Annotated in this window: 13 protein-coding genes; 11 read left to right on the top strand and 2 right to left on the bottom strand. The window is 59.6% G+C overall.

Annotated features, from left to right (window positions below):
• Window positions 1-7: 7 nt before the first annotated feature.
• Window positions 8-1,129 (bottom strand): GTP 3',8-cyclase MoaA, encoded by a 1,122-nt coding sequence (gene moaA / locus B097_RS0101960; protein WP_026254233.1) that lies wholly within the window; start codon window positions 1,127-1,129, stop codon window positions 8-10.
• Between the two features lie 75 nt (window positions 1,130-1,204).
• Complete coding sequence (locus B097_RS0101955) at window positions 1,205-2,938, bottom strand: long-chain fatty-acid--CoA ligase (RefSeq protein ID WP_018580854.1); 1,734 nt, start codon at window positions 2,936-2,938, stop codon at window positions 1,205-1,207.
• Window positions 2,939-3,331: 393 nt separating this feature from the next.
• On the opposite strand from B097_RS0101955, the gene rho reads away from it, so the two are divergent.
• From rho to atpA, 11 genes are all read left to right on the top strand, one after another.
• Window positions 3,332-5,164 (top strand): transcription termination factor Rho, encoded by a 1,833-nt coding sequence (gene rho, locus B097_RS0101950; RefSeq protein ID WP_018580853.1) that lies wholly within the window; start codon window positions 3,332-3,334, stop codon window positions 5,162-5,164.
• Window positions 5,164-6,237, top strand: coding sequence for a peptide chain release factor 1 (prfA, locus tag B097_RS0101945; RefSeq protein ID WP_018580852.1), 1,074 nt, complete (start codon window positions 5,164-5,166; stop codon window positions 6,235-6,237). Before rho ends, prfA begins: the two co-directional genes overlap by 1 nt.
• On the top strand, window positions 6,206-7,081 hold the full coding sequence (gene prmC / locus B097_RS0101940) for a peptide chain release factor N(5)-glutamine methyltransferase (RefSeq protein ID WP_018580851.1): 876 nt from the start codon (window positions 6,206-6,208) through the stop codon (window positions 7,079-7,081). Before prfA ends, prmC begins: the two co-directional genes overlap by 32 nt.
• 26 nt (window positions 7,082-7,107) lie before the next feature.
• A complete protein-coding gene (locus B097_RS0101935; RefSeq protein ID WP_018580850.1) occupies window positions 7,108-7,767 on the top strand; it encodes an L-threonylcarbamoyladenylate synthase in 660 nt (219 codons plus the stop codon).
• Window positions 7,768-8,943 carry a glycosyltransferase family 4 protein gene (locus B097_RS0101930; protein ID WP_018580849.1) on the top strand — a complete coding sequence of 392 codons (1,176 nt, stop codon included), beginning with the start codon at window positions 7,768-7,770 and terminating at the stop codon, window positions 8,941-8,943.
• A gap of 99 nt (window positions 8,944-9,042) precedes the next feature.
• A complete protein-coding gene (locus B097_RS0101925) occupies window positions 9,043-9,417 on the top strand; it encodes a Cg1360 family ATP-synthase-associated protein (protein WP_394280560.1) in 375 nt (124 codons plus the stop codon).
• A gap of 413 nt (window positions 9,418-9,830) precedes the next feature.
• Window positions 9,831-10,628 carry a F0F1 ATP synthase subunit A gene (gene atpB / locus B097_RS0101915; RefSeq protein ID WP_026254232.1) on the top strand — a complete coding sequence of 266 codons (798 nt, stop codon included), beginning with the start codon at window positions 9,831-9,833 and terminating at the stop codon, window positions 10,626-10,628.
• A 112-nt stretch (window positions 10,629-10,740) separates the two neighbouring features.
• On the top strand, window positions 10,741-10,980 hold the full coding sequence (locus B097_RS0101910; RefSeq protein WP_018580845.1) for an ATP synthase F0 subunit C: 240 nt from the start codon (window positions 10,741-10,743) through the stop codon (window positions 10,978-10,980).
• A 42-nt stretch (window positions 10,981-11,022) separates the two neighbouring features.
• Window positions 11,023-11,592: a F0F1 ATP synthase subunit B gene (locus tag B097_RS0101905; protein ID WP_018580844.1), complete on the top strand. Its 570-nt coding sequence runs from the start codon at window positions 11,023-11,025 to the stop codon at window positions 11,590-11,592.
• A gap of 5 nt (window positions 11,593-11,597) precedes the next feature.
• Window positions 11,598-12,428, top strand: coding sequence for a F0F1 ATP synthase subunit delta (locus B097_RS0101900; RefSeq protein ID WP_018580843.1), 831 nt, complete (start codon window positions 11,598-11,600; stop codon window positions 12,426-12,428).
• Between the two features lie 17 nt (window positions 12,429-12,445).
• Window positions 12,446-14,122, top strand: a complete 1,677-nt coding sequence (atpA, locus tag B097_RS0101895) for a F0F1 ATP synthase subunit alpha (protein WP_018580842.1) — start codon at window positions 12,446-12,448, stop codon at window positions 14,120-14,122.
• The last annotated feature ends 8 nt before the right edge of the window (window positions 14,123-14,130 follow it).

The raw sequence follows: 14,130 nt of genomic DNA, 5'->3' as shown, positions 1-14,130 counted from the left end.
GCCTACTTTAGCCGCCGATGGCGGACATCGGCCGATCCGGCTGGAGGAAGCCTTCGTCGTCAATGCCGTGCCCAGGTTTCTTCTCCCACATGGTGCCGGCCCATGCGCGAGCAAGCTCGTCGTCGCTGGCACCAGCACGCATCAGGTCGCGCAGAGAGGTCTCCGAGCCCTGGCTGGCGAACAGGCAGTTGCGGATCGCACCATCAGTGGTCAGACGGGTGCGGTCACAATCACCACAGAAGGGGTGGGTCACACTCGCGATGATGCCGATCGAACCGGTCAGCTCGCCATCCGTCACATTCCACAGAGCTGCAGGGGCAGAACCACGCGGCTCCTTCGCCGGGGTCAGTTCATATTCCTGCTTCAGTTTGTCGATGATCTCCTCCGCAGTGACCATGTCCGAGCGTTTCCACTCTTCGCGGGGGCCCAGGGGCATCTGCTCGATGAAGCGCAGCTGGGTGCCCTTTTCCAAGGCGAAGCGGGCGAGATCCAAAATGCCGTCTTCGTTAACACCGGGCATCACGACTGCGTTGATCTTCACCGGGTTCAGGCCGGCCTCCAACGCAGCATCGATGGCCTTGAATACGTCGTTGATGCGGTCACGACGAGTTAGGCGGGCGTAGAGCTCCGGATCAATGGTGTCCAGTGAAATATTGACGCGGTCCAGGCCTGCATCCGCCAGCTTCTGCGCCTGGCGCGCCAAACTCAGACCATTGGTGGTCAGCGCGGTCTGCGGGGCCTTCCCCTCGTCGGTCACCATCTCCTTAGTCGCCGCAAGAATCTTGTCCAAATTCTTGCGCAGCAAAGGCTCGCCGCCGGTGAAACGGACCATCCGGATCCCCAGTTTCTCCACCCCGATGCGGATGAGGCGGATGGTTTCTTCGTCGTTAAGCGTGAAATCGGTGGGGATCCACTCTAGGCCGTCCGCTGGCATGCAGTAAGTACAGCGGAGGTTGCAGCGGTCGGTCAGGCTTACGCGCAGGTCGTGCGCGACGCGACCGAAGCGATCCACGAGAGGGCGCGAGCCATCGGGTTGTGCGTCCGGCAAATCGGCGGGCGCGGTGTATTCCGTGACAGGACGCTTCGGAGTCACAGTCAGCGGCAGTGTAGTAATGGTGCGGTCGGTCATGATGTTCCCCATAGTACGAAGATACGAGCGAAAAACAAAGCACCTTTGGGGGAAGCGACTGTCTGCCGGTGGAGATCAGTTCTGCTCCGGATGTGAGCGGTTACCTGGGCCTTTAAGTGCAATAATGTTGTATTTGCCCTCAGCTAAGTGTTGGCGTAGGTCCTTCTTGTCGAATTTACCTACTGAAGTCTTGTCGATCGAACGCACGAACGTCCAGTATTCCGGCAGCATCCAACTGGGCAGTGCAGAGCGCAAACGGTCGCGTAGCTCCTCCGCCATCTCCACGCTTGGGCCGTGCTCCTCATATAAGACGGTCACGGCCAACGGCCGCTCGCCCCATTTCTCGTCCGGATAACCGATCACCGCGCACTCGACGACCTCCGGCGCCTCCATGATGAGGTTTTCCAGCTGAACTGAATAGATCCACTCGCCGCCGGAGCGGATCACGTCCCGGGCGCGGTCATACAAGGTAAGGAAGCCGTCTTCTGTCACCGAGCCGACATCGCCGGTGCGCAGCCATCCATCCTTGGTGAACAGCTCTTCGCCACTTTCGACGACATCGCCGCGGAACTTGTGCGCGCTGCCACCCTCGCGCTCCTCGGGTGATTGCCAGTAGCGGGAGATAACAAGGTTGCCACGCACCTGGATCTCGCCCTGGTTGCGGTCGGTGGCATTGACCACGCGGCCGTCATTGACCACGCGGTATTCCAAGTTGGGAACGAAGCGGCCCTGGGAGATGCGGTAGGCCCAGCGCGCCTCGCCCGACGCACCCGACGGTGGGCGGGCGACCGTGCCCACGGTGGACGTTTCCGTCATACCCCACACGTGGATCACATCCACGCCGTAGCGTTCCTCCCAGACCTTGATCATGGCTGGCGGGGCAGGCGAGCCGCCCACGTAGATCTCCGTCAAGCTCATGCGCTCCGGCGGATTGTGCATGTAGTGGACCATCAGCTGAATCCACAAGGTCGGCACGCCGTGCGCCACGCGCGGGTGCGTCGCGGCGATTAGCTTGGCCAGGGTGGCTGGGGAGACGTCCGAGTCAGGCAGCACCAGGGGAGTGCCCGACATGAAGGCTGCGAAAGGTACGCCCCAGCTCAAGACGTGGTAGATCGGGATACAGCAGAGGAAAGATTCACCGTGTGTGATAGCCAGAGAATCTGTGGTGCGCAGGCTCATCGCCTGCATCCAGATGGAGCGGTGGGAATACATCACGGCTTTCGGCGCGCCGGTCGTGCCCGTCGAATAGCACAGCGCCGAAGCAGTATCCTCAGGCAAATCGGGCCATTCGTACACGGTTGAGCGGCCGTCGAGGAACCCTTCATAGGAGTGGACCTCAACATCGATGGGGAAGTGGGAGCGCACCTCCGAGGGAGCCACCAGCCCCGTCAACACAATGGCGCGCACCTTCGGACAGTTCTTGAGGATCTCTCCCAGTTGCTCCGCCATGCGCGGGTCCACCACAATCACCTCAGCGCCAGAGTGGTTGATGATGTACTCAATCTGATCCGGCATCAACTGTTTGTTCAGTGGGGTAAAGATAGAGCCCTTCGCCGAAACACCAAACATCACTTCGAGGTGCTCAGCACAGTTATAGAGCATCGTCGCCACGCGTTGATCGTCGTCAATGCCTAGCGAATCGTCCAAAGCGTGGGCGAATGCGGCCGCCCGCGCCGCGATGGACTCGAATGTGGACTGCTCCGCTTCCGACGTCCGCCACGTGGTGACCTTGGTGGATCCGTGCACCGTGGAGCCGTACTCCAGGAGCCGGCCAATCGACATCGGAACTTCCTGCATGGTGGAGAGCATGCAGACTACTTTAGCGGGGATCAGGATTAATGGGGGTCGGAAATACACGAATGGGATACGTCAGTTACACTGGTCTGCAAGATCAACGGTGATGCGCACGAATTCGCGCGCTTACCAGCGGACATGATCCGCGTCCGGGGATGTTGAACGAAACAAACTCTTCTCCCATGGATTCGATCTTCATCGCATGTAGAATTTTCCACCCCTTTGCTCCGCCTGGGATTGTCCGGCAGGGTGCGCGGTGTGAAAAACCATTCTGGCCTGCGAGTCTGCGCGTGTTTGCGCGTAATCTTGCTTGACGACGAAGCGGGCCACAAAACTCCACACGAAAGCTTTCGGTGCAGCGCATATGTACTTCAGCGCTAGCCACAACAAAGCGACGAAAGGAACTCCGTGACCGAAACGGATAACGCAGCAGCTTCCCAAGACTTAGCTGCATTGAAACTTCCGGAACTGCGCAAAATGGCCGCAGATAAGGGCCTTAAAGGTATTTCCGCCCTGCGTAAGGGCGAGCTGATTGAGGCCATCAAGACTGGCAAGGTGCCTAATAAGAAGGCCGCCGCGTCCAAGGCGCCCAAGGCCGATGAGGCTGCGCCAGCGGAAGATAAGCCACGCCGCGCGACCCGCCCGAGCGGCTCCGCCGACACTAACAAGTCTGAGCAGGGCGACCACGATGCCCAGGATGACAAGCACGACAAGGATGATAAGGGCGATCAGCGTTATGAATCGCGCTCCGCGGCCCGTCGTGCGCGCCGGAACCGTGCCCGCCATAACAACCAGGATGATCAGCACGGCCAGCAGGACAGCGATGACCATGGCGACCGTGGCGACCGTGATGACGAGCGCGACAATAACCGCGATAACAACCAGCGTGGAAACCGCAACGACAATCGTCATGACAATCGCAACGACAACCGCGATGGCGGGGGCCGTCGCGGCCGCCGTGGTCGTCGCAACCGTCGCGGCCGCAATGACAACCGGGACAACCGGGATAACCGCCACAATGACAACCGCAACGACAATAACCAGAACAACCAGGAGCTTGACCCTGCAGAACTGCAGGAAGTCGCCGGCATTCTAGACATTGTCGATAACAACGCAGCGTTCATCCGCACCACCGGCTACAAGGCCAGCCAGAACGACGTGTTCGTTCCGAATAACCTGCTGCGCCAGTTCGGCATGCGCTCCGGCGACGCGGTGATCGGCCAGGTCCGCGCCAACGGGCAGAGCCAGTCCCACGGCAACGGCCGCAACCGCAAGCGCTACAACAAACTGGTCCGGGTCGATTCCGTCAATGGGCAGGAGCCGGCAGAGGCGAAGGGGCGTCCAGAGTTCCACAAGCTGACCCCGCTGTACCCGAACCAGCGCCTGCGCCTGGAGACGGAGCAGAACATCCTGACCACCCGCGTGATCGACTTGGTCATGCCTATCGGCAAGGGCCAGCGCGCCCTCATCGTCTCGCCTCCTAAGGCTGGTAAGACGACGATTCTGCAGAACATCGCCAACGCGATTTCCACCAATAACCCAGAGTGCTACCTCATGGTTGTGCTTGTCGACGAGCGCCCCGAGGAAGTCACCGACATGCAGCGCAGCGTGAAGGGCGAAGTCATCGCCTCCACGTTTGACCGCCCGCCTTCAGAGCACACCGCAGTCGCAGAGCTAGCGATCGAGCGCGCGAAGCGCCTCGTGGAGATGGGCCAGGACGTCGTCGTTCTGCTGGACTCCATCACCCGCCTGGGCCGCGCGTACAACAACTCTTCGCCAGCATCGGGCCGCATCTTGTCCGGTGGTGTGGATTCCAACGCACTGTACCCACCGAAGCGTTTCTTGGGTGCTGCCCGCAACATCGAAGACGGTGGCTCCCTGACCATCATCGCCACCGCGATGGTCGAAACCGGTTCCGCCGGCGATACCGTGATCTTCGAGGAGTTCAAGGGCACCGGCAACGCGGAGCTGAAGCTGGATCGCAAGATCTCGGAGCGCCGCGTGTTCCCGGCTGTGGATGTCAACCCGTCCGGCACCCGCAAGGACGAGCTGCTGCTTGCCCCGGAAGAGGCGCGCATCATGCACAAGCTACGCCGCATCCTGTCTGCGCTGGATTCGCAGGCGGCGATTGATTTGCTGATCAAGCAGCTGAAGAAGACCAAGTCGAATGCCGAGTTCATGGTGCAGGTTGCGCAGTCCGCGCCGATGGCTGCTGACGCAGAAGCGGAGGATTACTTCTAATGGCTAATGAAGTTTCGCTTGTCGACGATTACGTCGCCGAATACCAGGGCATCCAGGCCCAAATGGCCGACCCAGAAATCACGGGCGACCAGAACGCCTTCCGGAAGCTGTCGAAGCGTTATGCCGAGATCCAGCCGATCATCAACGTGAACAACGCATTGGTGCAGGCACGTGAGGACCACGAAGTCGCGTCTGAAATGGCCAGCGAGGACAAGGAGTTCGCCGAGGAAGCCACGCGCCTCGAGGCAGAAATCGTGCGCCTAGAAGAGGAGTTGGCGGACCTTCTGGCGCCTCGCGATGAGCACGATGGCGATGACGTGATCATGGAGATCAAGGCCGGTGCCGGTGGCGAAGAGGCCGCGTTGTTCGCGGGCGACTTGGCCAACATGTACCGCCGCTACTGTGAGAAGCATGACCTTGGTTGGGACGTGCTTGGATTGTCCGAATCTGACCTGGACGGTGTGAAGGACATGACCGTAGCGATCAAGGCGAAGACCCCTTCGCGCGACGGTGCCTGGTCGAAGCTGAAGTTTGAAGGTGGCGTGCACCGCGTCCAGCGCGTGCCAGTCACCGAGTCGCAGGGCCGCATCCAGACTTCCGCCGCCGGCGTCTACGTCTACCCAGAGCCCGAGGAGATCGAGGCCGTGGAGATCGACGAGAAGGACATCCGCGTCGACGTCTACCGTTCCTCCGGTAAGGGCGGCCAGGGCGTGAACACCACGGACTCGGCTGTGCGCATCACCCACCTGCCGACCAATATCGTGGTCACTTGCCAAAATGAGCGTTCGCAGATTCAGAACCGTGCCCGCGCGATGCAGGTGTTGCAGGCTCGTCTTGACCAGATGAAGCGCGAAGAAGCGGAAGCGGAGGCGTCGGAAGGCCGTGCCTCCCAGGTGCGCACGATGGACCGTTCGGAGCGCATTCGCACCTACAACTGGCCGGAGAACCGGATCAGCGATCACCGCATCAACTACAAGGCCAATAACTTGGACTCCGTGTTGAACGGGGAGATGGATGATCTGATTACCGCATTGCAGGCACATGAGCGCGCAGAACGACTCGAAGCAGAATAGGCTGAGGCAGCTTATCGACGATGCCTCCGCCCGCCTCGCCGCTGCCGGCGTGGACAGTCCTGAGGTAGACGCCCAATGGCTCGCTGCAGAGCTATTGGGAGTCAGTCCGATCCAGCTGCGTCAAGTTGACACGCTCGACGACGAGTTCCCCGCACAATTTGAGCAGTGGGTTTCTCGTCGTGAAGCGCGCGAGCCTTTGCAGCACATCGTCGGCACCGCGCCTTTCGGACCGCTCGAACTGGAGGTTGGCCCGGGTGCGTTCATCCCGCGGCCGGAAACCGAATTTTTGGCCGATTGGGCTGTGGGCCGCATCGCGCTGGCCGACCAGCCCATCGTCGTCGACCTCGGAACCGGGACCGGGGCGCTAGCGCTCTATATCGCGCACGCCCGGCCGGATGCGCGCGTGTACGCCGTGGAGAAATCTGCGGAAGCGCGGGCCTATGCCCAGCGCAACGCGGAGCGGCTCGGCCTGCAGATCACGCTTATCGACGGCGACATGATCGACCCCAATCTGTTGGAGGACCTCCACGGCACGGTAGATCTGGTGGTCACTAACCCGCCTTATGTGCCGGAAACCGAGGACTTGCAACGCGAGGTCTACCAGGATCCGCATGAGGCCGTGTTCTCCGGTGCTGATGGGATGGATGTCATCCGCGGGCTGGTGCCCGTGGCGGCGTCCCTTTTGGCACCAGGTGGGGGTCTGGGCATCGAGCACGATGATGCAACTTCGCAGGATGTTCAGGATGTCGTCGATAAGCATGGCGGTTTTGAGGCCGCGGAATCGATGCCTGATCTGGCCGGTCGCGACCGGTTTGTGATAACGAGTAAGCTTGCACAGGAATAGACAGACCTCAAGGAGTTAACCCGGTTATGGTGAGCAAGATCTACAACTGCCTGGAACCAGCAGGACGCCAGGAGGGTATTGCGCGTGCGGTTGATGCCGTCCGTGCAGGACGAACTGTTGTGTTGCCCACCGACACCGTGTATGGCATCGGCGCTGACGCTTTCAACAACGATGCTGTGGCAAGCCTACTTGCGACGAAGCGCCGCGGGCCAGACATGCCGGTGCCGGTGCTCGTCGGGTCCTGGGACACGATCCAGGGCCTCGTGCGCGAATTTACGACGACCGCTGAGACCTTGGTCGAGGCGTTCTGGCCGGGCGGGCTGTCCATCGTGGTGCCTGAAGCCCCCAGCTTGCCGTGGAATCTGGGCGATACCCGTGGCACAGTGATGCTGCGCATGCCGTTGCAGCCCATTGCCATCGAGCTGCTGCGCGAAACTGGGCCGATGGCCGTTTCCAGCGCAAATATCTCCGGAAAGCAGCCTCCCACCACGGCGATTGCGGCGAAGCAGCAGTTCGGCTCCGCCGTCGGCGTATACCTGGATGGGGGAGAGGCCTCCCTGGGCGAGCCCTCGACCATTATTGACATCTCTGGCCGAGAACCGGTGATCCTGCGCGAGGGGGCAATCAGTGCTGAACGTATCGGGGAAGTTCTCGACGTTCCCGCGGAGCAGCTGCGGAGGAAATAGATGGGCGGCGCCGGCGTCCCGCTGCGCGAGCTAGGTCTAGTCCTGCTCGTCGCGGCGGCAATCACCTATTTGGCCACAGGACCGGTGCGCTCGATCCTGATTCGCACGGGAAGGGTCGCTGAGATCCGGCAACGCGATGTCCATACCCAGCCAACCCCAAGCGTGGGTGGGTTGGCGATGTTTTCGGGATTCCTGGCGGCCGTCTATTTGGCAAACCAACTCCCGGCGCTCACGCGTGGTTTTGCGCCGGTGACCCCAGAGATGACCGCGGTGGTGTGGGGTGGTTTCGCCATTGTGATCGTCGGGGTACTCGATGACCTCTATGAACTAAATGCGATCACGAAGCTGATCGGGCAGATTTTTGCCGCGGTCCTGATGAGTATCCTGGGCCTGTCGATGACGTCGCTGTATGTCCCCTTCGGTGAAGGAACTACCTTGATCCTCGACCAGGTCCAGGGCGTGGTGTTCAGCACGATTTTCACGGTGCTGTTGGTCAACGCGATCAATTTCGTTGACGGTATCGACGGCCTGGCCGCGGGGCTGGGTGCCATCGCCGGTGGTGCCATCCTGATCTTTTCCTTGACGGTGCTCCACGATCAGGGCGGGGCCGTGTCGGCTTACCCGCCCGCGATCATCTGTGCGGCTCTTGTCGGAATTTGCGTGGGCTTCTTGCCCCATAACTTTGAGCCTTCGCGAATTTTCATGGGGGACTCCGGATCGATGCTGATCGGGCTGCTGCTGGCAGCGGCGAGCATCTCCGCTTCCGGCAAGATCAACATTTCCCTTTATGGCACCGCGGACCTCGTTGCGCTCATGAGCCCGATCATGGTGGTCGTCGCGGCGGTAGCTTTGCCCGTGCTGGACTTAGTGATGGCCGTGGTCCGCCGCGTCTCCCAAGGCAAGAGTCCCTTCACGGCAGACCGGCAGCACATCCATCACCGCCTCCTGGACCTTGGGCACACCCATCGTCGTACCGTGCTGGTGTTATACCTGTGGGTTTCGGCAATCGCCTTTGGCGCTGTCAGCTTCTCCATCTTCCCGTCAAGTTTTGCGGCTGGACTATCCGTGATTTTGCTGACGCTAGCCGCCGTCGCCACCGCTGTACCTGTGGCACAGGGGAAGATCGGCCGGGGCAAACCGCGATGCGTCGGGGCAGGGGACAGCGCAGGCGACTAGGTGGGCGACACAAATCTCGGTAGGATCACCGCTGTGACTAATTCCAAAGATTCTTCTTCTCCAGACGGGGTAGATTATGAAGACCCAAAACGCCCGCTCATGCGCGCATTGCGCCTCGGTTCTTGGGCGCTTGTGGTTCTGACCATTATCTCCCTGATTGTCTGGGGTAGCATCCGTGACCTGCCTGGGATCTGGGGCGTGCTGATCGGCGCCGCGATCGGTGGTGGCTTCGTGCTGGCCACGGTCATCTCCGTATTGGCTACGTCGAATACGTCGCCGTCAACGACGTTGGCTGTGGTCCTGGGCGGTTGGCTGCTCAAAATTCTCGTGTTGCTGCTGTTGCTTGCGTGGCTGCGCACCATGAGCTTTTATGACGCGACCGCGTTGGGCGTAACGACGATCGCTGCACTCGTCGTGGTGCTGGCCACCGAAGTCTGGGGCATTATTACAACTCGGGTGACGTACGTAAGTTAATTGGCCTTGGGTCCGTCTCCGCCAAATGGTTGACCCCTCGATCCACAGATCGGGGGGTCTTTTTTGCGCGAAATGAGGGTATTTTTGCTTGCAGCATTGAAGTTGTGACGGACCTTACAACTGTCGCTGAGCTGGGAATATTTGCATGAACCCCTGAAAAGAGGGATGGCATCCGAACTCTAGGCGCATTTTCCACCCCTTGCCAACGTCTAAATTGATGTGGGCTGATAGGCTGTCTTGCGGGTTACTAAGGCGGAATAGTTCGCCAAGGAACATCCCCTGCCACCGCGGACGCTGATGTGCGACGNAGTCCGCCGCGGGGGCAGACGATTTGAAGACGTCCATCGCACCGCATCGATACCTTCGGTGCGGCCCGAGAACGGGAGAGAACGCTGAGCGTTATGACTTTGGCCATGAAGGGTGAGTTCCATCCACCCCAACTGGACCCAGAATTTTTCCCGGGGCAATACTACGGTCACATCATCGGGGAAGACTTCCTCGGTGGTGCGTTCGCACTAGATCGCATCATGATTGTTCGCCTGCTGATGGCGGCGATCTTGGTGATCTTTTTTGTTCTTGCTTTTAGGAACCCGAAGCTGGTTCCTAAAGGTCTGCAGAACTTTGGCGAAATCGCAGTTGACTTTGTGAGGGTGCACATTGCTGAGGACATCCTCGGCAAGAAGGATGGCAAGCGATTCCTTCCGATTATCGCGACGCTGTTCTTCACGATCATCATCATGAACGTTGCCACGATCATTCCAGGCCTTAATATCTCCCCGAACGCGCGTATCGGTGCGCCGATCGTGTTCGCGGTAGTGGCTTATATTGCAATGATTTACGCCGGCGCTCAGCGCTACGGCTTTGGCAAGTACATCAAGTCTTCGGTGGTTATCCCGAACCTGCCTCCAGCTCTACACCTGCTGGTGGTACCGATCGAGTTCTTCTCGACATTCATCCTGCGTCCGGTCACCCTGGCTCTTCGTCTGATGGCGAACTTCCTGGCCGGCCACATCATTCTGGTCCTGCTGTACTCTGCTACGAACTTCTTCTTCTGGCAGCTCAACGGCTGGACTGCGATGTCGGCTGTGACCATCTTCGCAGCGGTTCTGTTCACTGTGTACGAGCTCATTATTATCTTCCTGCAGGCGTACATCTTCGCACTGCTGACGGCTGTATATATTGAGCTCTCGCTACACGCAGATTCGCATTAACAAAACGCGTTCGCGCGTGACCAACTGAATACCCCACACCACTTCGTCACAATCGTCCGAAGCACTAACAATCCAATCGCTATCGGACATCTAGAAAGGGAACGACTTTCACATGAACGAGATCATCCTGGCACAGGCTGCAGAAACCTCCGTGACCGGCCTTGGCGCAATCGGCTACGGCATCGCAACCATCGGCCCAGGCCTGGGCATCGGCATCCTCGTCGGCAAGACCGTCGAGGGCATGGCACGCCAGCCTGAGATGGCCGGCCAGCTGCGTACCACCATGTTCCTGGGTATCGCCTTCGTTGAGGCTCTTGCCCTGATCGGCCTCGTTGCAGGCTTCCTGTTCTAAAAAACGCCGTAACAGTCCATTTTTTAGAAACAGGAGCAACCTATGACGAACGTCATTTATTACCTTGCGCAGGAGGCTGAGACGTTGCCATTTGAAGGCGGCAACTCCATCCTTTTGCCTAAGCTGTACGATGTCGTCTGGTCTGCCGTAGTTTTCGTCATCATCCTTCTGATCATGTGGAAGTTTGTTCTTCCACGTTTCCAGGAAATGATGGCTGAGCGCGAAGACCGGATCAAGGGTGGCATTGAGCGTGCTCAAGCCGCTCAGGCTGAAGCAAAGGCTGCCCTGGAAAAGAACAACTCGCAACTGGCGGAAGCACGCGCTGAAGCCGCTGAGATCCGCGAAGCAGCCCGTGAAAAGGGCAAGCAGATCCAGGCTGACATGCGTGCAGAGGCAGAAGCAGAGTCCCGTCGCATCGTCGAAGCCGGTGAGAAGCAGCTGCAGGCATCCCGTGATCAGGTTGTTGCAGAACTGCGTACCGAACTTGGACAGAACTCGATCAACCTTGCAGAGCAGCTGCTGGGAGCCGAACTTTCGGACTCCAGCCGTCGCTCCGGCACGATCGACCAGTTCCTGTCTGAGCTCGATAACGTCTCACAGGCACGAAAGTAGGCGATATGCGAGCAGCAAGTCGCGAAGCACTAGCAAAGGTCAGCGAGCACATTGACACGATGCTCTGGAATGCAGAGAACAACGTGCCACTGGCCAAGCAACTTGGCGCCGAACTCTTCCTCGCTGTGGAACAGCTCGATCAGAACCGCCAGCTGCGCGTCGCAGTTGCAAACTCCTCTGCGGAGAGCAACGAGCGCACCGGCATCATGACCGAGATTTTCCAGGGCAAGGTTGCAGACCGCACCCTCGAGGTGCTGCGTGCAGCGGCCGAAAGTGAGTGGTCCACCCCGCGCGAAATGCGCACCGGACTAGTCCAGCTTGGCCGTCGAGCACTTTTGCGCGGCGCCGAAGCCGAAGGTCAGCTTCAGCAGGTGGAAGATGAACTCTTCCAGCTGTCTCGAATCCTGGACCGCGAAGGCGAGCTCACGCAGCTGCTGTCCGATCGCACAGAAACCGCAGAGCGTCGTCGTGGCCTTTTGGCTAACGTCCTCTACGGCAAAGTAACCACCGTTACTGAAGCACTGGCTCTGCAGGTCATTGGCCGACCAGAGCACAACCCCGTAGACGACGTGAAGAACCTCGCCGTCGAGGCAGCAGCCTTGACTGGCCGTACGGCGGCGCACGTGAAGACTGCGGAGGAACTGAACGAAGGACAGCGTTCGGCACTCGCCGAGAAGCTTGGACGCATTTATGGTCAAGAGATGGCCATTCATTCCGAGGTTGACCCCAGCCTCCTCGGAGGGATGATCATCCGGGTGGGCGACGAGGTAATCGACGGATCGACGCGTGGCAAGCTCACACGTCTCCGCAATAACCTCGCCTCCACCAACTACTAAGGACCAATAGAACACATATGCTGGAAGAATCTACCGAGAGCAGGAAGAACATGGCGGAGCTGACGATCTCCTCCGATGAGATCCGTAGCGCGATAGCGAACTACACCTCGAGCTACTCCGCGGAGGCCTCCCGAGAGGAGGTCGGCGTGGTCATTTCGGCAGCAGACGGTATTGCCCAAGTTTCCGGGCTACCAGGCTGCATGGCGAATGAGCTGCTCGAGTTCCCCAATGGCGTCATCGGCGTCGCACAGAACCTTGAGACCGACACCATCGGTGTCGTGGTATTGGGGCAATTCGAGACCCTTGCAGAGGGTGACGAGGTACGCAGGACCGGAGAGGTCCTGTCCATCCCGGTCGGGGACGAATTCCTTGGCCGCGTAATCAACCCACTGGGTCAGCCAATTGACGGCCTGGGCCCAATCAATTCCACCGAAGAGCGTGCACTTGAGCTGCAGGCTGCAGGCGTTCTCGACCGTCAGCCGGTCGAAGAGCCAATGCAGACCGGCATCAAGGCCATCGACGCGATGACCCCAATCGGTCGTGGCCAGCGTCAGCTGATCATTGGCGACCGTAAGACCGGTAAAACCGCGATCTGTATTGACACGATCTTGAACCAGAAGGCTTTCTGGGAGACCGGTGATCCGTCTCAGCAGGTGCGATGCATCTACGTCGCAATTGGCCAGAAGGGTTCCACCATCGCTGGTGTGCGCAAGACCCTTGAGGACAATGGCGCGCTGGAGTACACCACCATCGTGGCAGCTCCGGCATCTGACTCCGCTGGTTTCAAGTGGCTGGCACCATTCTCTGGCGCAGCACTGGGCCAGCACTGGATGTACCAGGGCAAGCACGTCTTGGTGATCTACGATGACCTGACCAAGCAGGCAGAGGCCTACCGTGCCATCTCGCTGCTGCTGCGTCGTCCTCCAGGCCGTGAGGCATACCCAGGTGACGTTTTCTACCTGCACTCCCGCCTGCTGGAGCGTGCCGCAAAGCTGAATGATGAGCTGGGCGCAGGTTCCCTGACCGCTCTGCCGATCATTGAGACCAAGGCGAATGACGTGGGTGCCTTCATCCCAACGAACGTTATTTCTATTACTGACGGCCAGGTCTTCCTGCAGTCGGATCTGTTCAACCAGGGTGTTCGTCCTGCAGTCGACGTGGGTATCTCTGTTTCCCGTGTCGGTGGTGCAGCACAGACCAAGGGTATGAAGAAGGTTGCAGGTAACCTGCGTCTTGACCTCGCGGCATACCGCGATCTCGAGGCGTTTGCTACCTTCGCTTCCGATCTGGACCCTGCTTCCAAGCGTCAGCTGGAGCGCGGTGAGCGTCTGGTTGAGCTGCTGAAGCAGCCCGAGTCCTCCCCGCAGCCGGTGGAGTACCAGATCGTGTCCATCCACCTCGCTAACGAAGGCGGCTTCGACTCCGTTCCCGTCGAGGACGTTCGTCGTTACGAGCGTGACTTCCAGGAGCACCTGCGTTCCTCTAACCCAGAGGTCTACGAGCAGATCGCTGGTGGCGCAGTGCTTTCCGACGAGTCCAAGGACGCGATCGAGAAGGCTAACGCAGACTTCGCGAAGACCTTCCAGACCACCTCGGGTGAGCGCATCGTGCGTGAGCCAGAGGCTGAGGCACTGGATGAACAGGACATCGAAAAGTCTCAACTCTCCGTCCAGCGTAAGACTGTCAAGAAGTAAGAAATTTG

Origin of the sequence: Corynebacterium pilosum DSM 20521 = CIP 103422, from assembly GCF_000373805.1 — a bacterium.
Lineage (GTDB): Bacteria > Actinomycetota > Actinomycetes > Mycobacteriales > Mycobacteriaceae > Corynebacterium > Corynebacterium pilosum.
Note: the sequence above shows the minus strand (reverse complement) of the source record. Positions and strands in the feature narration are given on the sequence as shown.

Excerpts from the sequence above, each read along its gene's own strand:
- B097_RS0101905 (WP_018580844.1), top strand. The coding sequence starts at position 11,023 with ATGACGAACGTCATTTATTACCTTGCGCAGGAGGCTGAGACGTTGCCA.
- B097_RS0101935 (WP_018580850.1), top strand. The coding sequence starts at position 7,108 with ATGGTGAGCAAGATCTACAACTGCCTGGAACCAGCAGGACGCCAGGAG.
- B097_RS0101900 (WP_018580843.1), top strand. The coding sequence starts at position 11,598 with ATGCGAGCAGCAAGTCGCGAAGCACTAGCAAAGGTCAGCGAGCACATT.
- prmC (WP_018580851.1), top strand. The coding sequence starts at position 6,206 with ATGAGCGCGCAGAACGACTCGAAGCAGAATAGGCTGAGGCAGCTTATC.
- moaA (WP_026254233.1), bottom strand. The coding sequence starts at position 1,129 with ATGACCGACCGCACCATTACTACACTGCCGCTGACTGTGACTCCGAAG.
- B097_RS0101925 (WP_394280560.1), top strand. The coding sequence starts at position 9,043 with ATGCGCGCATTGCGCCTCGGTTCTTGGGCGCTTGTGGTTCTGACCATT.
- B097_RS0101930 (WP_018580849.1), top strand. The coding sequence starts at position 7,768 with ATGGGCGGCGCCGGCGTCCCGCTGCGCGAGCTAGGTCTAGTCCTGCTC.
- atpB (WP_026254232.1), top strand. The coding sequence starts at position 9,831 with ATGAAGGGTGAGTTCCATCCACCCCAACTGGACCCAGAATTTTTCCCG.
- B097_RS0101910 (WP_018580845.1), top strand. The coding sequence starts at position 10,741 with ATGAACGAGATCATCCTGGCACAGGCTGCAGAAACCTCCGTGACCGGC.
- B097_RS0101955 (WP_018580854.1), bottom strand. The coding sequence starts at position 2,938 with ATGCTCTCCACCATGCAGGAAGTTCCGATGTCGATTGGCCGGCTCCTG.
- prfA (WP_018580852.1), top strand. The coding sequence starts at position 5,164 with ATGGCTAATGAAGTTTCGCTTGTCGACGATTACGTCGCCGAATACCAG.
- atpA (WP_018580842.1), top strand. The coding sequence starts at position 12,446 with ATGCTGGAAGAATCTACCGAGAGCAGGAAGAACATGGCGGAGCTGACG.